Annotated in this window: 23 protein-coding genes; 10 read left to right on the top strand and 13 right to left on the bottom strand. The window is 67.0% G+C overall.

All coding sequences use genetic code 11. The annotated features are described in order from the left end of the window. Positions 1–8 precede the first annotated feature (8 nt). Positions 9–308, bottom strand: a complete 300-nt coding sequence (locus tag ACIRRA_RS03060; protein WP_402762334.1) for an antibiotic biosynthesis monooxygenase — start codon at positions 306–308, stop codon at positions 9–11. 77 nt (positions 309–385) lie between these two features. Here ACIRRA_RS03060 and ACIRRA_RS03055 point away from each other — a divergent pair, with 77 nt between their 5' ends. Together ACIRRA_RS03055 and ACIRRA_RS03050 are read left to right on the top strand one after the other, a co-directional pair. Then, on the top strand, positions 386–1,621 hold the full coding sequence (locus ACIRRA_RS03055; protein ID WP_402762331.1) for an amidohydrolase family protein: 1,236 nt from the start codon (positions 386–388) through the stop codon (positions 1,619–1,621). Between the two features lie 165 nt (positions 1,622–1,786). Next, complete coding sequence (locus tag ACIRRA_RS03050; protein ID WP_402762328.1) at positions 1,787–3,022, top strand: threonine/serine exporter ThrE family protein; 1,236 nt, start codon at positions 1,787–1,789, stop codon at positions 3,020–3,022. A gap of 112 nt (positions 3,023–3,134) precedes the next feature. Here the strand turns inward: ACIRRA_RS03050 and ACIRRA_RS03045 are convergent, their stop codons facing one another. Together ACIRRA_RS03045 and ACIRRA_RS03040 are read right to left on the bottom strand one after the other, a co-directional pair. Further along, on the bottom strand, positions 3,135–3,326 hold the full coding sequence (locus ACIRRA_RS03045; RefSeq protein WP_402762325.1) for a DUF397 domain-containing protein: 192 nt from the start codon (positions 3,324–3,326) through the stop codon (positions 3,135–3,137). Continuing rightward, complete coding sequence (locus ACIRRA_RS03040; RefSeq protein ID WP_402762322.1) at positions 3,323–4,201, bottom strand: DUF5753 domain-containing protein; 879 nt, start codon at positions 4,199–4,201, stop codon at positions 3,323–3,325. Before ACIRRA_RS03040 ends, ACIRRA_RS03045 begins: the two co-directional genes overlap by 4 nt. Before the next feature lie 387 nt (positions 4,202–4,588). On the opposite strand from ACIRRA_RS03040, the gene ACIRRA_RS03035 reads away from it, so the two are divergent. Beyond that, a complete protein-coding gene (locus ACIRRA_RS03035) occupies positions 4,589–4,825 on the top strand; it encodes a hypothetical protein (RefSeq protein WP_402762320.1) in 237 nt (78 codons plus the stop codon). Then, positions 4,806–5,012: a hypothetical protein gene (locus ACIRRA_RS03030; protein ID WP_402762317.1), complete on the top strand. Its 207-nt coding sequence runs from the start codon at positions 4,806–4,808 to the stop codon at positions 5,010–5,012. The genes ACIRRA_RS03035 and ACIRRA_RS03030 overlap by 20 nt, the downstream gene beginning before the upstream one ends. Before the next feature lie 52 nt (positions 5,013–5,064). Here ACIRRA_RS03030 and ACIRRA_RS03025 read toward each other — a convergent pair whose 3' ends face one another. Beyond that, positions 5,065–6,813 (bottom strand): proline--tRNA ligase, encoded by a 1,749-nt coding sequence (locus ACIRRA_RS03025; RefSeq protein WP_402762314.1) that lies wholly within the window; start codon positions 6,811–6,813, stop codon positions 5,065–5,067. Positions 6,814–6,871: 58 nt separating this feature from the next. Between ACIRRA_RS03025 and yaaA the strand changes: the two genes are divergently transcribed. Beyond that, complete coding sequence (yaaA, locus tag ACIRRA_RS03020; RefSeq protein ID WP_402762312.1) at positions 6,872–7,618, top strand: peroxide stress protein YaaA; 747 nt, start codon at positions 6,872–6,874, stop codon at positions 7,616–7,618. A 64-nt stretch (positions 7,619–7,682) separates the two neighbouring features. Further along, positions 7,683–8,075, top strand: coding sequence for an ankyrin repeat domain-containing protein (locus ACIRRA_RS03015; protein WP_402762309.1), 393 nt, complete (start codon positions 7,683–7,685; stop codon positions 8,073–8,075). A gap of 88 nt (positions 8,076–8,163) precedes the next feature. On the opposite strand, the gene ACIRRA_RS03010 is transcribed toward ACIRRA_RS03015, so the two are convergent. The 3 genes from ACIRRA_RS03010 to ACIRRA_RS03000 form a co-directional block, all read right to left on the bottom strand. After that, complete coding sequence (locus tag ACIRRA_RS03010; protein WP_402762306.1) at positions 8,164–8,985, bottom strand: ABC transporter permease; 822 nt, start codon at positions 8,983–8,985, stop codon at positions 8,164–8,166. Next, on the bottom strand, positions 8,982–10,004 hold the full coding sequence (locus ACIRRA_RS03005) for an ABC transporter ATP-binding protein (RefSeq protein ID WP_402762305.1): 1,023 nt from the start codon (positions 10,002–10,004) through the stop codon (positions 8,982–8,984). Before ACIRRA_RS03005 ends, ACIRRA_RS03010 begins: the two co-directional genes overlap by 4 nt. Positions 10,005–10,169: 165 nt before the next feature. Then, a complete protein-coding gene (locus tag ACIRRA_RS03000) occupies positions 10,170–10,853 on the bottom strand; it encodes a PadR family transcriptional regulator (protein WP_402762303.1) in 684 nt (227 codons plus the stop codon). A gap of 218 nt (positions 10,854–11,071) precedes the next feature. Between ACIRRA_RS03000 and ACIRRA_RS02995 the strand changes: the two genes are divergently transcribed. Beyond that, complete coding sequence (locus ACIRRA_RS02995) at positions 11,072–12,346, top strand: alkaline phosphatase family protein (RefSeq protein ID WP_402762300.1); 1,275 nt, start codon at positions 11,072–11,074, stop codon at positions 12,344–12,346. Continuing rightward, positions 12,346–13,434: an alkaline phosphatase family protein gene (locus ACIRRA_RS02990; protein ID WP_402762298.1), complete on the top strand. Its 1,089-nt coding sequence runs from the start codon at positions 12,346–12,348 to the stop codon at positions 13,432–13,434. The genes ACIRRA_RS02995 and ACIRRA_RS02990 overlap by 1 nt, the downstream gene beginning before the upstream one ends. 57 nt (positions 13,435–13,491) lie before the next feature. On the opposite strand, the gene ACIRRA_RS02985 is transcribed toward ACIRRA_RS02990, so the two are convergent. Next, positions 13,492–13,983 carry a carboxymuconolactone decarboxylase family protein gene (locus ACIRRA_RS02985; protein ID WP_402762295.1) on the bottom strand — a complete coding sequence of 164 codons (492 nt, stop codon included), beginning with the start codon at positions 13,981–13,983 and terminating at the stop codon, positions 13,492–13,494. Continuing rightward, entirely contained in the window at positions 13,980–15,056 is a 1,077-nt protein-coding gene (locus ACIRRA_RS02980; RefSeq protein WP_357007090.1) for a dihydrodipicolinate reductase, read from the bottom strand. Before ACIRRA_RS02980 ends, ACIRRA_RS02985 begins: the two co-directional genes overlap by 4 nt. 56 nt (positions 15,057–15,112) lie before the next feature. Between ACIRRA_RS02980 and ACIRRA_RS02975 the strand changes: the two genes are divergently transcribed. Continuing rightward, on the top strand, positions 15,113–15,601 hold the full coding sequence (locus ACIRRA_RS02975; RefSeq protein ID WP_354850854.1) for a nuclear transport factor 2 family protein: 489 nt from the start codon (positions 15,113–15,115) through the stop codon (positions 15,599–15,601). Positions 15,602–15,890: 289 nt separating this feature from the next. On the opposite strand, the gene ACIRRA_RS02970 is transcribed toward ACIRRA_RS02975, so the two are convergent. Then, positions 15,891–16,100 (bottom strand): hypothetical protein, encoded by a 210-nt coding sequence (locus tag ACIRRA_RS02970; RefSeq protein ID WP_402762292.1) that lies wholly within the window; start codon positions 16,098–16,100, stop codon positions 15,891–15,893. Between the two features lie 802 nt (positions 16,101–16,902). Between ACIRRA_RS02970 and ACIRRA_RS02965 the strand changes: the two genes are divergently transcribed. Beyond that, entirely contained in the window at positions 16,903–17,520 is a 618-nt protein-coding gene (locus tag ACIRRA_RS02965) for a hypothetical protein (protein WP_402762289.1), read from the top strand. Between the two features lie 336 nt (positions 17,521–17,856). On the opposite strand, the gene ACIRRA_RS02960 is transcribed toward ACIRRA_RS02965, so the two are convergent. The 3 genes from ACIRRA_RS02960 to ACIRRA_RS02950 form a co-directional block, all read right to left on the bottom strand. Continuing rightward, positions 17,857–18,501 (bottom strand): LuxR C-terminal-related transcriptional regulator, encoded by a 645-nt coding sequence (locus ACIRRA_RS02960; RefSeq protein WP_402762287.1) that lies wholly within the window; start codon positions 18,499–18,501, stop codon positions 17,857–17,859. 11 nt (positions 18,502–18,512) lie between these two features. Then, positions 18,513–19,760, bottom strand: coding sequence for a sensor histidine kinase (locus tag ACIRRA_RS02955; protein ID WP_402762284.1), 1,248 nt, complete (start codon positions 19,758–19,760; stop codon positions 18,513–18,515). A gap of 179 nt (positions 19,761–19,939) precedes the next feature. Then, a complete protein-coding gene (locus tag ACIRRA_RS02950) occupies positions 19,940–21,286 on the bottom strand; it encodes an erythromycin esterase family protein (RefSeq protein WP_402762281.1) in 1,347 nt (448 codons plus the stop codon). Between the last annotated feature and the right edge of the window lie 318 nt (positions 21,287–21,604).

The following is a 21,604-nucleotide window of genomic DNA, read 5'->3' as shown; positions in this document are numbered from 1 at the left end:
CGCCCTTGTCACTGCGTCGTGTGGTGCGCGACGTGGAAGCCGCGGGTACCGATGGCGTCGGCAGAGTCGAAGAAGGGCGTCATGGCCAGGGCGAATTCCTGACGCCGGGGTGAATTCTGCCAGGCCGCACAGGCGTCGGCGTCGGCCCACAGGGCTGTGACGACGATCGTGTCCGGCTCGTCCGCCGGAATCAGAACCTGCGCCGCGAGGGCGCCCGCGGCTTCGAGGATGCCCAGCGAGCGATAAAGCTCGACCAGCTCGTCACGGCGGCCGGGCGAGGTGCGTAGCGACAGTGATGTGAACTCCATGGAACAATCATTGCACAGATCAATCTTATGCATCTATTGTTGCATTCAACTTGGCTATTACTGGAAGGAAACCGGGCATGAGTTCCTCGAATCCCGATCGCCTGTTGATCACGAACGCTCAGCTCCTGCATCCCGAAGACGGTGAGCTGAGCGATGTTTCATGGCTGGAGGTCGCCGACGGTCGCATCGCGGGCCATGGCACCGGGCGCCCGCCGACGGTGTCGGAGAACGTGCCGGTGCTCGACGTCGCCGGGGCGACAGTGCTGCCGGGTCTGATCGACGCACACGTGCATCTGCTGTTGACCACCTTCGACCCGAAGGAAGCGGCCGGCTGGACCCCCGGGTACGCCACTGTCCGGGCCTTGAAGGAAGCCGAGCGCATGCTCCGGCGCGGATTCACCACCGTCCGCGACGTTGGCGGCGCCGACTACGGGATGGCCCGGGCCATCGAGGAAGGGCTCGCTGTGGGTCCGCGTTTGGTCTACGGCGGGAAGGCGCTGTCACAGACCGGTGGGCACGGGGACATCCGCCCACTGGGTGACGACGCGATGCCCTGTTGCCAGAGTCGTCCCGCCTTCGCCCGCATCGCCGACGGTGTCGACGAGGTGCGCGCCGCCGCGCGTGACGAATTCCGCAAGGGCGCTTCGCATCTGAAGATACTGATCAGCGGAGGCGTCGCCTCGCCGCACGACGAGATATCGGCGGTCCAGTACACCGATGAGGAGATCCGTGCGGCGGTCACCGAGGCGGAGCAACACAACCGCTATGTCACCGCGCACGCTTACCACCCGCGCGGCGTCAACCGGGCGCTGCGGGCGGGCGTCCGCTGCGTGGAACATGGAAACCTCATCGACGACGAAACCATCGGCCTGCTGCTCGAACGCGACGCCTTCCTGGTCCCCACGCTGGTGACCTACGACCAGATGGCCCAGTTCGGCAAGGCCGTCGGAATGCCCGAACAGTCGTACAAGAAGATCGCCGATGTCCACGCAGCGGCCATGTCCGCACTCGAACGGGCCCACACCGCAGGGGTCAACCTGGTCTTCGGCACCGATCTGCTCGGCCCGCTGCACAGCGCACAGCTGCGAGAATTCGCCCTGCGCGCCGAAATTCAGCCGGCGGCCGACATTCTCCGCGCCGCCACCACCACGGCTGCCCGGCTGCTGCGCATGGAAGGCGACATCGGCACCCTCGACGTCGGAGCCCACGCCGACCTGCTCGTCGTCGATGGCGATCCGCTCGACGATATCCGCGTGCTCACCCGGCCCGAGCAGACCCTGCGCCATGTCATCAAGGCCGGGACCGTGATTTGAGTTGTCGTGCAAGTCGGTAGGACCGTGAACGCACGGAAGAGAGAGTGGCTGCGCGGAGCAGATTCGAGAGCGGCGCGATCGTCGCCGCGAGTGGCGGTGCGCGTTCGAAGGGGACGGATGTGGCATCACCGTGCCGCAGCCCCTTCCCCTCCACGGGTACTCGACTTGGCGCTGCGCATCGGGACCGCACTGTTGGGCGGCGGGGCGAGTTGCCGGGAAGTCGAGGCCGCGATGCGCGCGGTCACCAGCGCATACCGCTTGAACGGCAGCGTCCCGAACGTCACCTTCTCCATGATCAGCCTGTCGTACCAGCCATCGGTGGACGTGGCGCCGCTGGCTGCGGATCGATCGGTGCTGGATCGCGGCTCGCACTACACCCGTGTGGATGACGTCGAGCGTCTCACCGCGCGCATTGCCGACGGGCTGTCACCGAGCGCGGCAGCGGAGCAACTGGCCGCGATCGAACGCGGGCCCGGCCCATACCCGCAGTGGGTGCTGTCGGTGGCGACCGCGCTGGTCTCGGCTTTCGCGGCGGTCATGGTGGGCGGCGGCTGGTGGGTGCTCCTCGGCGCGCTCGGCGGCGGCCTGATCGGCGAGCGCGCCGCGGCGGCCGTAGCCCGGACCGGGGCTGCGCCGTTCTACCAGCTCGGCGCCGCGGCCATAGCGGCAGCCGGAATCGGTGTCGCGGCGAGCACGGTGATCGACCGGTCTCACGCGGGCGCCATGATCACCGGCGCGCTCTTCGCGCAATTTCCCGGCCGCCCGCTCGTGCTGGCGATCAACGACGGCTTGGCCGGCTACTTCCTGACCGCGGGCGCACGCCTGCTCGAGGCATTCTTCCTGCTGACCGCCATCGTCTGCGGGGTGACCGGGACCCTGTACATCGGCCGCCTGGCCGGGGCCGGACCGACCGTGCAGGACACCAGCTTCGGCCAAGCTCCCACTGCCGGCTGGGCACTCGTGCTGACGGCCGGGGCGCTGACCGCAGCCTTCGCTGTCATTCACGAGGTTCCTCCGCGAGCGATAGCAGCGGCCACGGCCACCGGCCTGGCGTGCTTCACGACCTACCATCTCCTCGTCGTCGCGCACCTGGCCCCCGTGGCCGCGACGGCCGTGGCGGCCATACTGATCGGGATCTTCGGCGGACTCGGAGCCCGCGTGCTGGGCAGCAGCACCCTGCCTCTGATGGTGCCCGCCCTCGCTCCCCTGCTCCCCGGCCGCTCGCTCTATCTCGGGCTGCTCGCCCTCAGTGAGGGGCGTTTCGCAAGCGGCGGACCGCAATTGGCCCTGGCGATCACCCTCAGCCTCACGCTGGCAGTGGGCACCGACGTGGGCCGGCAGATCGCCGGCCGCCCCGACCCTGCCACCGGCCATCCAGGGCGGCCGGCCGAACCGGCCTGAACGCGTACTACGACTGAGGAATTCGCGGAAAACTGCTGCTCAACCCGCCCGGACGAAAGCCGCCGACTGGATCGGCCACCGGGCCAGGGGCTTTCGTCGTGCGGTCAGTTCGTCACTGCTGCCAGATGCCGCTGTCGATGAAGTTCGTCCACACGTCGGCGGGGAACGCCAGGACCGGGCCTCGGCCGTTGTCCTTCATGTCGCGCACCAGCGTGACAGCTGGGTCGTGCCGAACCTCGACACACTCTTTGCCAGCATCGGAGAAGCTCGACTTGTACCACTCGCTCATTACCGGCTTCTTCATGCCGTGTGCTCCTTTGCGATTCGCACCAGCAAGTCCCTGGTGGCCTGCGCTGTCAACGCTACAGCCCGAAGACCGGCGATTGCTTCACGATATTCGTCGACCTCTTCGGCGTGCTCGTGGAGAACGCTGCCGATGGCGCCTTCGGCGTATACCACTGGCGGCAAAGTCATCCCACTCGTGCCTTTGGGCAGATGGAGCAGGATGAACTGCTGTATGACAAGCCCTGGGTGTGGGCCGATAGCGAACGGGAGCGCCCGGATCTCAACATTGTCCCGGTCTCCAACTTCGGCGAGCCACCGCAGTTGCACTGACATGACCTCCGACAATCCGGGCCTGTTCCACAAGACCGCTTCGGATATGAACGCCTCCAACCGAAAACCGGCATCATCTAGTCGTGTTTGCCGCTTTTGGGTGAGCTCGACCCGCCGTTCTACGTCCACGGCGGACAGGCGCGGCAGGGTGACGCGGACGATTTCCCGCCGGTAGTCGGCGGTCTGCAGCAAGCCGGGCACGATTACCGGTTGGTAGGTGATGATCCGATCTGCCACTCCTTCGAGCCGGAGGAGCTTCTCGAAGTTCGGCGCGACTTGGTCGCTGTACGGCTGCCAGAACCCTTTCGAGTTCCCCTGCGCCTTGGCCGCATTGTCCTGTGCTCGAACCTCTTCCAGAAGCCTGAGCGCCTTGGCCTGGTCCTCCGGGGAAGCGTGGTAGTACTCGAGCAGGTCCTTGATCTGCGGCCTGGTGAGCTTGGTCGGCGAGCCTTCCTCCATTCGCATCAGGACAAATCGCGTGACCTCGAGGTGGGCCGCCGCAGTCGACAGGGCCGTACGAGGCGCCTTTGATCGCACAGATTTCATGAAGTTTCCGAAATCCATGCGAGAGACCGTCAAACCGGCCATTTCGTTAGCCTCGCTATCTGGGAAACGTTCTCTACGCACATGTGCGTTCTGCACCTCAATCTTATTTCACGCGACTGTATGCCATGCACGTATTGCCGCAGCACTTTTCAGCGCATGCTTAGTGCATGGCACCTGACGGCGACAGGGTCGGCCCGCCGCGGTGGAATGAATCCGAGAGCAATAGGGAGTCGAAATGACTTGGGATGCTTGGGCTTTGATGCTCTTGACGATCGTCGAGGCAGGTGTCTTCATCGCCTGCCTGGGCGAGGATATAAGAAATTCCGGTCGGTACGGAAATAGAGGGCGTGGCCGCCACCGACGCGGACGCAAGGAAATTGGCGAGCGCCAGGAGGTGAATGGGTCGTGGACATCTACGAACGGCTGGAAAATTGCGATGTCGGGGAGCGGGAACCGGCGATGACGTCGGCGGAGGCGATGGAATCGCTTGTGTTGCATCAGGATTGCCTGACCGCGATGTGTGAGCGGAAGATGGCGGCGGGACAGATCATCAAGATCGAGGCGGAGAGAGTCGGGTCCGCGAAGGTCATTCGGTTTCCGGCGAGTCGAATGGAGCCGGGTTGTGGCACGTGCGATCCGTAATCGGCACCGGGCGCCCTATCGGCGGCCCGCCACGCTCGCCGAGGCGAAGAGCGGGCTCGATCGGCACCTGGCGTGCGTGGACGACTGTGACGCGAAGAAGTACTACGAGGTTGCCGTCAGGCAGATGGTTCGCGGGCACGGGCTCGGCTGGAACATCTGGCGACCGGACGACGACCGGAGCCGGTGACGAAAGTGGCGCATCACCCGGAAGGTGATGCGCCACTTCGGATTCGGAAGGATCAGCCGCGGATCTTGGCCGCGACCGAGGCCACGGCGGTCTCTGCCGGGAGTTCCTCGGCGGTGCCGGCGAAGCGGTCGCGGAGTTCGATCTTGCCATCGGCCCAGCCGCGGCCGACGACCACGATGTAGGGCATGCCGAGGAGTTCGGCGTCCTTAAACTTCACGCCCGGGGAGGCGGTGCGGTCGTCGAGGAGGACCTCGAAGCCGAGGGAATCGAGTTCGGCGGCAACCTGTTCGGCGCCGGCGCGGGCGCCCTCGTCCTTGTTGGCGATGACGACGTGGACGTCGAACGGGGCGACCTCGCGGGGCCAGCGCAGGCCCTTGTCATCGTGCATCTGCTCGGCGAGCACCGCGACCATGCGGGAGACGCCGACGCCATAGGAGCCCATGGTGAGGCGGACCGGCTTGCCGTTCTCGCCCAGCACGTCGACCTCGAAGGCGTCGGTGTACTTCTGGCCGAGCTGGAAGATGTGGCCGATCTCGATGCCGCGGGCGGCTTCCAGGACGCCGCGGCCGTCGGGCGAGGGATCGCCGTCGCGGACCTCGGCGGCCTCGATGGTGCCGTCGGGGGTGAAGTCGCGTCCGGAGACCAGGCCGACGTAGTGCTTGCCGGGCTCGTCGGCGCCGGTGATCCAGGCGGTGCCGGACACCACGCGCGGGTCGACGAGGTAGCGGACGCCATTGGCCTGCAGCGCCTTCGGGCCGATGTAGCCCTTCACCAGGAACGGGTTGGCCTTGAAGTCGGTCTCGTCGAGCATTTCCACCTCGGCCGGCTCGACGGACGCCCCGAGGCGCTTGTCGTCGACCTCGCGGTCGCCGGGGATGCCGACACCGAGGATCTCGGTCTTGCCGTCGGGGTAGCGCAGCTTGACCATGACGTTCTTGAGGGTGTCGGCGGCGGTCACCTCGCGGCCCAGCACGTTGGCGCTGTTGGCCCAGTCGACCAGCGTCGCGATGGTCGGCGTGTTGGGGGTGTCGTGGACGACGGCGTCGGCCTGGCCCTCGAGCGGGATGGCCGGGGGCGCGGCGGTGACCACGGCCTCCACGTTTGCGGCGTAACCGGATTCGCGGCAGATGACGTAGGTGTCCTCGCCGACGGGGCTGTCGGCCAGGAACTCCTCCGACGCCGAGCCGCCCATGGCGCCGGAGGTGGCGGCCACGATGACGTACTTGACGCCGAGGCGGTCGAAGATCTTCTGGTAGGCCTCGCGGTGGGCGTTGTAGCTGTTCTTCAGCCCGTCCTCGTCGAGGTCGAAGGAGTACGAGTCCTTCATGATGAACTCGCGCCCGCGCAGGATGCCCGCGCGCGGGCGGCCTTCGTCGCGGTACTTGGTCTGGATCTGGTACAGCGTGACCGGCAGATCCTTGTAGGAGCTGTACTCGCCCTTCACGGTGAGGGCGAACAGCTCCTCGTGGGTGGGGCCGAGCAGGTAGTCCTGGCCCTTGCGGTCCTTGAGCCGGAACAGGCCGTCGCCGTACTCGGTCCAGCGGTTGGTGGTTTCGTACGGTTCGCGCGGCAGCAACGCCGGCAGCGAGATCTCCTGGGCCCCGATGGCGTTCATCTCCGACCGGACGACATCCTCGACCTTGCGCAGCGTACGCAGGCCGAGCGGCAGCCACGAGTAGACGCCGGGCGCGATGCGACGCACGTAACCGGCACGCACCAGCAGCTTGTGGCTGGGCACCTCGGCGTCGGCGGGGTCGTCGCGCAGGGTGCGCAGGAACAGGTGGGAGAGACGGGTGATCACGGCTCAACACAGTAGCCCCTGCTCGCGCACAGTTCACAAGGCATTACCGTGTTGGCTCGTGCTGGTGCTGCTGCCTCCCTCAGAAACCAAGTCCGACGGTGGTTCGGGCAGTCCCCTGGACCTGGATTCCCTCGCGATGCCGCAGCTCACGGCGGTGCGCGACAAACTCGTCACCGAGGTGATCGCGCTGGCCGCCGATCCCGACGCCTCGCGCGCCGCGCTGGCACTGGGCAAGGGGGCTGACGCGGAGATCGCGCGCAATGCCGCCCTGCGCACCTCCGCCACCCGCCCGGCCCTGGACCGCTACACGGGCGTGCTCTACGACGCGCTCGATGTGGCCCGGTTCACCAAGGCCCAGCGCGCCAAGGCCGAGGCCCGCCTGGGCATCGGCTCGGCGCTGTTCGGGGTGATCCGCGCGGGCGATCCGATTCCGGCCTACCGGCTTTCGGGCGGGTCGAAGCTGCCGGGTCTGCCGACGCTGCAGTCGCTGTGGAAGGCGGCGCTGCCGGCGGCGCTGCGCGCGGAGACGGCCGGGCACCTGGTGGTGGATCTGCGGTCGGGCACCTATCAGAATCTGGGCCGGGTCCCGGGCGCGGTCACCGCGACGGTGCTGACCGAGCGGCCGGACGGGAAGCGAACCGTGGTGAGCCACTTCAACAAACACCACAAGGGCCTGCTGGCGCGCGCGCTGGTGCTGTCGCGGTCGGAGCCGTCGGATATCGACGGGCTGGCCCGGGTGGCCGAGAAGTCCGGGCTGCGCACCGAGATCGCGTCGAAGACCGAGCTGCTCATCATCACCTCCTGAGCACGCCGATTCCTATACGGGAACTTCACTCGGCCGTGGCGGTCCCGCTGGCTAGAGTGGCCTGGTGGAACCCAACGACCTGGATCCGGAAGTACTCGAGCTGGCGAGCAAGATCTTCGATCTGGCCCGCAGCGGCGATGCCGCCACCCTGGGCGCGTACCTGGACGCCGGGGTGCCGGTGAACCTGACCAACGAGAATGGCGACACGCTGCTCATGCTGGCCGCCTACTACTCGCACCCGGAGGCGGTGAACGCCCTGCTGGAACGCAAGGCCGACCCCAACTTCGGCAACGACAAGGGCCAGACCCCGCTGTCCGGCGCGGTCTTCAAGGGCTCGGACGATATCGTCCACGCCCTGCTGGCGGCCGGGGCCGATCCGAACGCGGGCAGCCCGTCCGCGCGCGACGCGGCCGAGATGTTCGGGCAGACCAAGTATCTGGCGCTGTTCGACAAGTAGGGCGAACCAGCTCTCGTAGCTCTCACGCACGACGTCCGGCCTGCGGGCAAGATCGCCACGCAGGCCGGACTTTCGCGTGTTCGGCCTGTTACTGCGTCCGCTGGTAGGTGCGGAAGGCCGACAGCGCCCAGAGGAAGGCGAGCGCCGCCAGGGCGGTCAGGTAACCGAGGTGGGCGGCGACGAAGCCCGCGTCGGCGGTGCCCGCCAGGCCGGTGCGGCCGATGTCGACCGCCCAGGTCACCGGGTTGAACTTGGAGATGGCCCGGACCCAGCCCGGCATGAGAGAGGTGGCCATCATGCCCGAGGACAGGAAGGTCAGGGGCAGGATTATCAGCTGGGACATGCCGATCAGGGCGATCTGGCTGCGGGAGATCAGGGCCAGGGCCACCGAGCCCGCGCAGAAGACGGCCGCCAGCAGGGTGGCCGCGGCGAGGGCCAGCGCGATGCCGGTCACGCCGCCGGGATAGCGTGCGCCGCCGGCGAATCCGATGAGCAGGACCAGCGCGGACTGGACCAGGCCGATGGTGAGCTGCACGCCGAGCTGGCCCGCCACCACCGCGCTGCGCGAAATCGGTGCGGTGAGCAGCTGATTCATCACGCCGTTGTCGATGTCCTCGATGTATCCGGTGCCCGCCCAGACGCCCGAGTAGAGCACGGTCATCATGAGCACACCGGGGGCCAGGAAGGTGATGTAGTTGGCCGCCCCGAATCCCGGGATGTCGCCGACGGATTCGAAGACCTGCCCGAACAGCAGAATCCACACGATGGGCTGCAGCAGCGCCGCGAACACGCCCCAGGATTCGCGCAACGTGTTCACCATCCAGCGCCGGAAGATCTGCCCGGCCGCCACCGGCCAACCGGCCGTGGGGTTTTCGCGGGTGATGGGCAGGTCGTAGGTGAGGGCGGTCATGCCGCCACCTCCGCCCGGTCGCGGTTGTTGTCGGCCCGGTACGAGCGGCCCGCATAGTGCAGATACACATCGTCGAGGGAGGGCCGGGAGATGGAGACGGCACCGAAACCGATAGCGGCGGCGTCGAATTCGGCGATGACCCGGCCGACGATACCGGAGGGGTCGTCGGTGCGGGCGATGAGCTTGCCGTTGGGCCCGTCCTGCTCGACGACGATATCCCGCAGTGCTGGAATGGATTCCCCGACCGCGCGCACGGTGGCCACATCCGGCGCGATCAGTTCGACGGTGAGGGTATCGCCGTCGAGTGTCGACTTCAGCTGTGCCGGTGTGCCTTCGATGACCGCGCGCCCGTGATCGATGATGACCAGGCGATCGGCCAGCTCGTCGGCCTCCTCCAGATAGTGAGTGGTGAGCACCACGGTGAGGGCCGCCTCGGTGGACAATCGCCGGATCTCCGACCACATCTCGGCCCGCGCCTGCGGGTCCAGGCCGGTGGTCGGCTCGTCCAGGAACAGCACCGACGGCGTGTGCACCAGTCCGACGGCGACGTCCAGTTTGCGCCGCATGCCGCCGGAGAGCTTGGACACCTTGCGGTTTCGCGCCTCGGTGAGCTGGAACTGATCGAGCAGGCCGTCGGCCCGGGTCACCGCGTCGTGGCGGGTCAGACCGTGCAGGCGCGCGGCCATGACCAGGTTCTCGAAGGGCGTCTGCCGCGGGTCGGCGCCCGAGCCCTGCGAGACGTAGCCGATGCGATGCCGGATGGCGGCCGCGTCGGTGGTGACATCGAATCCGGCCACCCGCGCGGTCCCGGAATCGGCTCGCGACAGGGTGGTGCAGATCTTGGTGGTGGTGGACTTACCCGCCCCGTTGGGGCCGAGCATGCCGTAGACGGTGCCGGCGGCAATGCCGAAGCTCAGGCCGTCGAGGGCCCGCACATCGGGCTTGCGGCGGCCGCCGGGATAGGTTTTGACCAGGTCGTGCACCTCGACCGCGGCCGAGGGCATGGGTGTGACGGACATGGTTGTTCGTTCCTTGTCAGGTGTGACGAACGACCACGGGACCGGTGGATATGCTGGAAATGCGGTTCGAGCATCCGGCGGTTCGCCATCGGTCGTTCGGATTCGGCGACGGCTCGGGTGTTGGCGCACCCGGGCCGTCGTTTGTTGCCGGGCCGATTGCCCGGCTCATGTCGGCGGTGCCGGTAACCCCCATTCCTCGAGCAGCTTGTCGCCGATGTCCGGGGGCACCCGGCCGGCGGGGTATTCGGCGGCCAGGGCGGCCATGGTGCGCCAGCCCTCGATGCCGCCCAGTTCATCGGATTCGATGCGGGCGGCCAGGGCGGCAGTGAAGTCGCGGTCGGCGGTGAGCATGTGCATCTCGTAGTTGCCCTCGATGAGCAGCACTTCGGGCAGCCAGGAGACGACGGCGTCGGTGGCGGTGCGGATCTCGGCGATCTGCTTGTCCAGCACCGTGACTCGTCGCCGCAGCAGGGCGACGGCCTCGTCGGGTCCGAGCGCGGGCAGGAACGACAGCGCGGCCATGAACCGGGGGTATTCCTTCTCGGGTTCGGATATCCAGGCGCGCAACCAGTCCCGCATCTCGACGACACCGTCGGGGGTGATGCGGTACACGGTCCGCGCGGGCCGGTTGCCGTCCTGTTCGGCGCCGACGACCTCGATGAAACCCTGGTTCAGCAGTGATTCGACCACCGGGTACAGCGCGCCGTAATTGATCCGCACGCTGCCGTCCTTGCCCCGCTGTTTGAGGGTCTGCGAGATCTGATACGGGTGCATCGGCCGCTCCCAGAGCTGCACGAGTACGGCCAGTGCCAGGGGATTGACCCGGCGGAACGCCCGTTTCCCAGCCACACTCACCTCCGAGTGCTCTGATCAGAGTATCCACTTACTCTGGCCAGAGTACTCCCCCGCCAACGGCCCAGCAAGGACGGAATGTGGGGTGGGCAGGAAATGCCGGACATGCCATACTAATTTGGTCGCACGCCCAATAGTTGACGCGTTCATCTGTTCCTCATTCAATTTCGCCACACTGGTTACTCGCCGGTAATCCTCGGCGCGATGCATAACCCGTGACAGATTTTCTTCGAAGTACCACCACCAGCCGCCGAACGGTCCTCGCCGGAGCGGGAGCCCTCGCGGTCGGCGCGGCCCTCGGATCGACGGCCTCGCGCGCCTCCGCCGCCTCGCTGCCCGCGCCCGCGGATTCCGGTATCGACCACATCATCGTGGTGATGATGGAGAACCGCTCGTTCGACCACTACCTGGGCTGGCTGCCCGGAGCGAACGGCAGGCAGGCCGGATTGACCTTCACCGACCGTAACGGCCTGGCACACAACACCTTCCACCTGGCGACCACGCAGGGCTGCCAGTACAACGATCCCGACCACTCCTTCGAGGGCGGCCGCGTCGAGTACAACGACGGCAGGTGCGACGGCTGGCTGCGCGCCGGAACCAACGACGAATTCTCGATCGGCTATTACGAGCAGGGCGATCTCGGCTTCTACGGAAATGCGGCGCCGGCGTGGACGGTGTGCGACAACTACTTCTCGGCGATCATGGCCGAGACCTATCCGAATCGCTTCTATCAGCATGCCGCGCAAACGGACCGCATCCACAATTCGACCACCATCTCGACCCTGCCGACCATCTGGGATCGCCTGGCGGCGGCCGGCATTCAGGGCCGCTACTACTTCTACGACACGCCGTTCCTGGCGCTGTGGGGCAGCAAGTACCTGTCCATCTCACGCCCGTTCGCGACCTTCCTGTCCGATTGCGCGGCCGGGACGCTGCCCGCGGTCTCCTTCGTCGATCCCAAGTTCCTCGACGAGGACACCGGCACCTCGGCCGACGATCATCCGCACGCCGATATCCGTGCCGGACAGGCGTTCCTGAACCAGGTCTATCAGGCCGTCACCAGCAGCCCGGCCTGGTCGCGCACCCTGCTGATCATCAACTACGACGAGTGGGGCGGCTTCTTCGACCACGTGCCACCGCAGGTCGCGCCGGACGCCAACCCGGACTGGGGGCTGCGCGGATTCCGGGTGCCGTGCCTGGTGATCTCCCCGCTGGCGCGGCGCGGGCACGTGGCCCACGAGGTCTACGACCACACCTCGGTGCTCAAGGCCATCGAATGGCGGTGGGGGCTGCCGTCCCTCACCCCGCGCGACGCCGCCGCCCGCAATATCGCCGAGGTGCTCGACTTCGGCAGCGCCCCGAATCTCGCTGCGCCGCAATGGAATGTGCCGCCCGCACCGCCGGGAGTGTGCGCCCCGGCCGTGGTCGCCGACTTCGAGCAGTGGAATACCCTGCGCGCCGTGGCCGCATCGACGGGATGGAGTCTGTGATGCGCCGGCTCGGCCAACTCATCGTGGTGCTGGTGTTCACGATTGCCGCGCTGGCCGTCGGCTACGGTCCGCATGCGAGCGCGGATCCCGGTGCGCCGCACATCTTCGTGATCCAGCTGGAGAACAAGGGGTACGACGAGACCTGGGGACCGGCGTCGGCCGCACCGTATCTGAGCAAGACCCTGCGGTCGGAGGGGGTGCTGCTGAGCCAGTACTACGGCATCGGGCACAACAGTCTGGACAACTACATCGCCCAGATGTCCGGTCAGGGACCGAATGCCGAGACCCAGGCCGACTGCCAGATCTACAGCGACTTCACCGGCGCGGGAACGGTTCCGCCCGGCCAGGCGGTCGGTCAGGGCTGCGTGTACCCCGCGTCGGTGCCGACTCTCGCCGGGCAGCTGACGGGGGCGGGCCGCAGCTGGAAGGGCTATATGGAGGATATGGGCACACCCTGCCGCCATCCAGCCCTGAACAGCCAGGACACCACCCAGAAGGCGACCGTCGCGAGCCAGTACGCGGCCCGGCACAACCCGTTCGTGTACTTCCACGAAATCGTCGACTCGCCCGCCTGCCAGCAGCAGGTGGTCGATCTCGGTGCGCTGAAGAGCGATCTGGCACAGCCGGATACGACACCGAACTTCGCCTACATCACCCCGGACCTGTGCGACGACGGGCACGACTCCCCCTGTGTCACGGGCGCTCCGGGCGGGCTGGCGTCCGCGGATCTCTGGCTGCGGGAGTGGGTTCCGGTGATCACCTCGGCCCCGGCCTTCCAGCAGAACGGGATCCTGATCATCACCTTCGACGAATCCGATGGGCCACAACAGGATTCCTCGGCCTGCTGTGGTGAGGGTCCCGGCCCGAACAGCGCCCTGCCGGGTATCGCCGGCCTCGGCGGCGGCCGGGTGGGCGCCCTGGTCATCTCACCCCAGTCGGTGACGCCGGGCACCTTCAGTGACACGCCGTACAACCACTATTCGCTGCTGGCGAGCATCGAGGATCGATTCGGCCTGCCGTATCTGGGCTATGCCGCCGCACCAGGTCTGCCGCGCTTCGGAACCGACGTGTTCAACCGGAGGAACTGACGCGGCCGCCGGCCGGGGTGCTGCCGAGCAGGGGCGGGCAGCACCCCGGCCGTTGCGCTACTGCTGCGCGGTATGTCCTGGCAGCACGCAGACGGCGTCGAGGCCGAGCACGTGGTTGAGGCGGCCGAAGGCCAGCCAGGAGCCCAGGCACATGGACAGTTCGACGATCTCGGCGTCGGAGTAGAGCGTCTTCATCCGCGCGAAGAACTCGTCGTCGAGGTCGTGGTGGTCGAGGGCGTAGCGCTCGGCATACTCGGCGGCCATCCGGGTGCGGTCATCGAAGGATTCGGTGGTGCGCCACTCGGTCACGTCGTCGGCGAAGGACTCCTCGACCTTCTCGCCATTGCGATCGGTGCGCCAGTCCAGGCAGAACAGGCAGCCGTTGATCTGGGCGATGCGCAGCCGCGCGGCCTCGAATTCGCGCAGTCCCAGGGTGCTGTGCGAGTAGACGGCAAGGGAGAAGTTGGAGGCCGCCACGCCGATGCCGGGCACCATTTCGCCCCACACGTAGCCGATGGGGTCCTTACCCTCGGGAATGTCGATGATCATGCCGATGGGTTCCTTCCGAGAGTGCCGAACGGCAGCGGGACGTCGAGGGCGTCGTAGAGGCCGGGCTCGGCGTCGGCCAGCCACGGGATGGCGTTCACCAATCTGCCCACGGCGGTGGCGTTTCCGCCCGCGGAGTGATTGCCGTCCTCGTCGGTGGCCTGCACGGTGATCTCGATGCGCGGGCGGCCCTCGATGAGCACGCGGTGCGCGCCCGCACCACTGGGCGGATGCGGCCAGTCGGGGGCGCAGCTCGCGTGGATGCGGGTGATGTGCTCGATGACGATGCGCGGGCTGCCGTCGACGATGCCCTGCACCTCGAAACGCACCGCGCCCTGGGTGCCCGCCTCGAATTTGCCCATGCGCTCGGTCTCGACGGTCTCGTCCAGCGCGCGGCGCTCCACCACCTCGCGAATGTCGGTGAGCGCCACGCCCAGTCCGCGCGCGATCATCCGAATCTGCCCGCCCCACACCATGGTCGGGATGGTGGGAGCGAGCATGGGCGGCTGATAGTCCAGGGGCTGGCCCATGCCGACCAGGTAGCGCACCGAGTCGGGCTGATCGTAGGTGGAATAGTCGAAGATCTCCTGGCAGCGCAGCACATCCACGCTGCTGCCCAGGCCGCTCATGAGCAGCGGCAGGACATCGTTGCCCCAGCCCGGGTCGATGCCGGAGACGAACAGGGCGCCGCCGCCCTCCGCAATGGCCGCCGACACCCGGTCCTGCAGTTCGATCGGAGCGCTGCGATGGTCGTAGAGCGCGTAGAGCGCGGGCGTGACCACCACGGCCCCCGTACGCAGGGCGCGTTCGATATCGGCGAGGGCATCGTCGGGACGGATGTCGCCGGAGGCGGCGTACACGATGGCGCGGGGTCCGGCCGCGAGCGCGGCGTCGATATCGGCGGTCGCCGCGATCCCCACTTCGCTGTCCAGTCCGGCCAGGTCACCGGCGTCACGGCCGACCTTGGCCGGGTTGTGGACCAGGACGCCGGTCAGCTCCAGACCCGGATGCGCCACGACGGCCCGGATGGCGGCACGGCCCACATTGCCCGTGCCCCAGACCAGGGTGGAAATCATGTCCGAACCGTAGCAAATGCTTGGTAGGTAGACGTCCGATTCGGCTACATTGCGGTATGGATTTTGCAGCTCTCGAATCGATTCGCGCACTCAAGTATCGCTACCTGCGCACGCTGGATCTGAAGCAGTGGGACGAGTTCGGGGATACGCTCTGCGCGGACATCGTCGGGTCCTACGGATCGCCCTCGGGCGGACTGCCGGCCCAGTTCACCAGCCGCGACCAGATCGTGGATTTCATGCGCGGCGCGCTCAGCGGGAACATCATCACCGTGCACGTCGCCAACCACCCGGAAATCACCGTCGACGGCGATACCGCTTCCGGCAGTTGGTGTCTGGAGGACACCGTGATCGCCGCCGACTACGGTCTGCTGATCCGCGGCGCGGCCTACTACCACGACACCTACCGCCGCGAGGACGGCGTCTGGCGCATCGCGAGCACCGGCTACCAGCGCATCTACGAATCCAAGATGTCCACCGACGCGCTGCCCGGCTACGCCCTCACCGCCAACCGCTGGGCCCCGGCCGCCGAGCCCCAGCAGGGCTGACCGAGTCCACGTGACATGCGGTCGGGTGTGTTCCCGGGGAAATCACGTCCCGCGGCATCACCTGACCGTGCGGTACGGCAGTCGATCTCGCCACCGGCCGCACCCGCTGGCCGGTTCGGAGAGCGCGGGGCGTAAGTCAAATAGCTGCTTTATTGCTCGGCAATGCCGATCGAATGTAGTCACGAATGACAGGGTCGAGTCAGTGCCGCTGCCACACGTTCGGACCTCCCGTGGACCAGTCGACACCTGATACTCGACGACGCGGGCGATGCAGACGATAGCGCGAACGTTACGCGAGACAGATCAGGAACGCACTGACGTTGACGGCGGGCGGAAGGATCCAGGGTAAGCAGGGTAGAGCGGAAAAGCCGGCCATGGCTTCGGACCGTTGCTCCGCTACGGGAGCAGGTGCCGGTTCGGCTGTGGCCGCGCCCGCACCGGCGGTGATGACTGATGCAATCGCCAGGGCTGTTGCCAGCGCACTCGATTTCTTGGTCATGACAACCTCGCTGTAGTGGTACCGGACGACCTCGCCCAGCGCACTCGATCGCGCTCGGACCGCTGGACAAGTCGACGCGGCGGGGCGGAATCCTCGAATACCAATTAGCCCTCTCAGGAGGGGTCTTCCGCAAGGGGTTCCGTTCGGACATCGGGACTTCGCCGGCGAAGAAGCCCCGCACCGGGTGCCGGGGCACGGAACGGCCCCTCGAGAGCCGGTTCCACCACGCAGCCCGATCCCCACCGGCACGATCAGCAAGCCGCGGACCGGCACCGTTGGCCACTGTCGACAAGGATTTCGCCACGTACGGGGTCCCGAGAGATCTGGCAGCAGTGATCGAACCCCGCGATCGGGCCCACGCACCCGAGAATTCCTATGCCCCAGCGGCATTGGCTGGATTCGGGCATCCGTACAGGCTCGAGCTCACAGGGGAAACCATTTACACCGGGCACAGCCAGGGACGGTCACCGGATGAATGGCTCCAGTCGTCGCCGCAGGTTGCTCGTTACCGGCAGTTGGACAAATTGTGCATTGCCGGGTTGAACAGTCCACTCGGACAGCATCTTTCACTGCATTCGATTCGGCAGAAGAGAATGTCCTGGGCCGCAGTTGGTCTCGCTGCCGGCCGCGCCCGCTCCGGCCGATTGGGACCGCGCCGGATGCGGCTTCTCAGCCGTTCACATGGGAAACAGGAGTGTAGTGAATCAGAACTGTGTGTGGCGTACCACACACCATTGAATTCGAAGCCTAAGGTCTGACTCGGTCCGCCCATCAGGGGCAGCTGAGTGGAGGGGTTCGAGGAATGAAGTTCGAGAAAATCACTGCTGTCGTCTTCATGGCCATCTCGGCCGTGGGTATCACCGCGGCAACCGCCCATGCAGAGCCGGACATATCGGAGCAGCCGACTGCGGTGACTTCGGGGGACACAACTTCCGGTGTGGATCATGGAATCAACTACCGGATCACCGTTTCGCCAGTCGACAGGGTCATTGTCACCACCGTCGAGAATGGCAAGTTCGAGACCGCACAGAACGGTGCCACGGTGCTCGAGTCCGGCGACGGAGCGGCGGTAACCGAAGTGCCGCAATGGTTCGAGGTCGACGGGCGTTCGATCGCGATTGCGCAGCACATCGGTGCGGACGGCCGCACCCTGACGCTGACACCGACCCCGGCAGCGGAAGATATTGCGCAACTGAAGGACATCAGCTCCTACGACCGACTCAAGGAGCAGATCAACAAGAACCTGCCTGGCATCGTCACCGGTGCCATCGTGGGCGGCCTCCTCGGGGCGTGCATGTTCCTTATATGGGGGATCGCCATCCCCGTGGGTGCGCTGATCGGTGGACTCATCGGCGGATACGTCACGGGCGGCCCGGAGTTCTCCGACGCGGTACAAGCGTGGGCCACCGGCCAGCCGTGATCACGGACAGGTGAAATAGAGGCCAACCGGTCGAGTTGGGGCTCTGCGGGGTTTACGAAGGATTCGGATTGCGTGTTCACAATCGTTCACCCGTAACCGATTCGTTCGTCCGCCCCGCAGGTCCCAGGCATGACGCGGGACCAACCGGCAAGGGAACCTGTGGCGGCCGGTGGACTTTGATCAGCCGCGGCACGGCATGTTCGGAGTGCATGCTCATCGGCAATAGCGGACGTTCTGTGCCGCAACGGGTTCCGGGCGCTGGCCTAGCGTGACTTTTCGCGGATCTGTCCCTCAACCCCCTTGACGAACGGCATCATGATCCGCGACCGCCGGTGGCTACGACTGCAACCAGGTCACCACGGCCAGCACGCGGCGGTGGTCATCGTCGGAGGGCGGCAGGCGCAACTTGGTGAAGATCGAGGAGATGTGCTTCTCCACGGCGCCCTCGGTGATCGTCAGCTGCTTGCTGATCGCCCGATTGGTGCGACCCTCCGCCATCAGCGCGAGTACCTCCCGTTCCCGCGGGGTCAGCTCGTCCAGCGGGCCGCGTCGCCGCCGGGCGAACAGCGCGGCGACCACCTCGGGATCGAGCACGGTGCCGCCGTCGGTCACCCGGCGCAGGGCGTCGGACAGCTCTTCCAGCTTGGAGATCCGGTCCTTGAGTAGGTAGCCGACGCCGCCCAGGCCGGCCTCGGCGAGCAGGTCGGAGGCGTAGGTCTGTTCGACGTACTGCGACAGCACCAGCACCGCTGTGCCGGGCACCCGGCGCCGTGCCTCCAACGCGGCGCGCAGCCCCTCGGTGCTGAACGACGGTGGCATACGCACATCGGTGACCGCGACGTCGGGCCGGTGCTCGACCACTGCGCGAAGCAGCGCCTCTCCGTCGCCGACCGCCTCGACGACGGTGGCGCCCGTCTCGACGAGCAGCCGGACAAGGCCCTCCCGCAGCAGCAGCGAATCCTCGGCCAGAACTACACGCATGAGCACCGACTCTATCGGGGGAACGGTATCTCGGCGGTCAGCACCGTCGGTCCGCCCGCTGGGCTGTGCACGTCGAGGCGGCCGTCGACCCCGGCGAGCCGATCGACCAGACCGGCCAGACCGTGCCCCTTCCCGCGGTGGGCGCCACCCACTCCGTCATCGGTCACCCGCAGCCACAGCGCCGTCGCATCGGTGGTCACCCGCACGGCACAGCTGTCGGCCCGCGCATGCTTGGCGACGTTGGTCAGGGCCTCGCTGACCACGAAGTAGGCCGCGTTCTCCACGGATTCGGGCAGTCGTTGGCCGTCGCGCAGATCGCACTCGAGCGCGGTGTCGACCGGGCAGCGGGCCACGGCGGCGGCGAGCGCGGCGGCGAGACCGCGGTCGATCAGGATGGGCGGTGCGATGCCGCGTGATACCGCGCGTAGTTCGGTCAACGCCTCGTGGCTCTGCGCGAGCGCCTCCTCGACCAATGTCTTTGCGGCGTCGGGATTGTCGTTCATGCGGCGGCGCGCCGCCTCGAGGTCCATGGTCAATCGGACCAGCCGCTGCTGCGGACCGTCGTGAATGTCGCGCTCCACCCGGCGCAGCGTCCGTGCCTCGGCCTGAACGGCGGCGCTGCGGCTCGCGGTGAGGTGCTCGGCCTGGGCCCGCAGCGCGGCCTTCTCGTCGGTCAACAGCGTGCGGGCCAACCCGGTGTGCACCGCGGTCAGACCACGCAGAACGGCCGGGCCCGTGCCCAGAAACACAAGCCCCAGCAGCGTATTCACGATGATGTTGGCCAGCAGGGTGTGCCAGCCCATCAGATCGGCCAGACCCTGGGTGTCGGGGTAACGGGGAGTCAGCCATCCGTAGACCGGATACAGGGTCCCCGCCACTGCCGCGCACACCCAGATCACTGTGGTACCCCAGGTGAACACCGACAGCGGCATAACCAGCACCCCGTGCGCCAGATCGCGCCAGTATTGCGGGCCCTTCAGTATCGCCCAGAGTCTGCGCGGTCCGATCCCTGTGCCGGTGGCGTAATGGGCCGGCGGCAGCTCGTGCCCGGTCACGGCCGCCACTCGGCGTCGTTCGAGCGTGGCGAAACTTCGGGCCGCCCCCAGCGTGGCGAGCAGCACGGGCACCCCGATCCACCCCACCAGTGTTGCGATGCCCAGTGCCAGGCCACAGATCAGCGTGATGAAGCCGGCGAGTCCGACGAGGATGCCGGGAAGCAGGTAGACCAGGTCACGCCGTGCCTGTGCAAAATCGAACATGGTGAACACGATCCTGGTTCGGTGTCTTGGTGTTCCATCCGGGAAGCCGGTAAGGCCGTAGTGGGGCTACCCCCACCCCTGAGCGGTCGGCACCATCACGCAGTGGCCGCGCCCGTCGGTCGGCCAGGCGTGGGGCAGCCCTCGGCCGGTCGAGGTGGGACGGGTGCACACCGAGGGCCTCACGGCCTGCATTTGTCGGCCTCGCGGACCTCGTGCAGGTGGACGAGGACGTCGAAGGAGCGGGCGAGCGCGATGTTCTCGGGATCGACGGGATACTGCGTCCCGATCTCGCGCGTGGGCCGGACGATGTGCAGCCAGGCGCGCGCGGCGGCAGGGGCATTACGGATGTCGAGGTAGTAGTCCCGGTAGTGGACCTGGTCGAGGGTGTACTCGTTCGTGCCGGGTCCGGCGGCGCCCACGGTGAACTTCTTCCAGTCGCCACCGAGGGCATTGTCCGAGGAGAGGAAGGAACCCCGGTCGAAGGTGGAGCCAATCGAGAGGTAGTCGGCACCCATCGTGTCGCGCAGGAATGATCCCTGTGTCTTGGGGTAGATCTCGGGATCACCGGGGACGTAGGCGACGTGGTCGTCGTGCGCCGACACCAGTACCTTCTGGCCGGTGTGCCGCAGCCACCACGTGACGTTCTCGGCCATCACCTCATCGCGGAGACGCTCGGAGCTTGCCAGCAAGTTCGGATCGTTGACGTCCATGGTGAGGAATGCGGCGGTCTGAGCGATGGATCGGGCGTTCTGCTCGGCCCAGTCGAACGCTTCTCCGCCGGAACCCTTCAGGTCGCTGATCAGATCCAGGGCCTGCTGCGCCGCAGTGGCCAGCCGCTGTCGTTGCGCAAGCGGCCTGTCCAGGTAGGCGAAGACGTTGTCGATCGGGCGCAGTCCGGTGTAGAGCTCGGTGAGCCGTGGTAGCGATTCCGGATGGTCGCTCTGCACATACCCGGTCACTCGGGCGAAGAACCCGTCGGCCAATGTGGGCGCGCCGATGTCATCGCCCATGAAGTGGACGGTGTGTCCGGGATGCTGGCTGTTGTACTCACGCATCCACTCGATGAGGCTCACGAACTCCTCACGGTCCCACGGAGAGCCAGTCAACGTCTCCTTCGCGATCGTGCGGGCGTCGCCAACACCCGTCTGGAGGTACTGATCGATTTGCAGGCCCGCCGACCAGCTCAGCTCCAGGGCGAAAGTGGTGAAGCCCTTCTCACCCACCAGGTATTGAAAGACGCGCTGCTTCATGGTGAAGAGCTCGTGCGAGCCGTGGGTGGCCTCGCCGAGGCCGACCACCGTGGCGTCGCCGATCATCTCGCCCAGGGCCCGCAGGTCGGCCCTGTCCGCCCCAGGCTCGGTCGAGCGCAGTGGGTGAGCCGCCTGTTCCAACGCGTGAACCACCGAATCCCGCTTCCCGGCCAGCGTCGCATGGGCGGCCACGAAGGCGAGGACCGCTCCCACCGCGATCACCGCCCCCATCACCGGCAGTTTCCACCCTCTGACGCGTTTCCGGTCCCTGGCCATTCCTGTGTACTCCTCGCTTGTGGGTGCAACCTCACAGCAAGCGTCCCCCGGTAGGGCATTGCCGCGCGCTGGCGGCAGCCACCATCTTCGTCCTGGGGATACCCCCACCCCGACTCGCGTCCCTCCAGGACCGCGACCGCCGCGAGTCACACTTTTCGGCGCACGTCGGAGTGCGGTGCTGGGGTATACCCAAAACGACGGACCCACATGCATTCAGAGGGGTCGCGCTGGCCGGTTCGGTCAGCGCGGTATGTGGCAGAAGAGTGCGTTCGCCAGGACCTTGGGAGCGTTCCTTGGGCGAACGCGGGAGCGGCTGGG

This window comes from Nocardia sp. NPDC101769 (assembly GCF_044766925.1).
GTDB lineage: Bacteria > Actinomycetota > Actinomycetes > Mycobacteriales > Mycobacteriaceae > Nocardia.
Note: the sequence above shows the minus strand (reverse complement) of the source record. Positions and strands in the feature narration are given on the sequence as shown.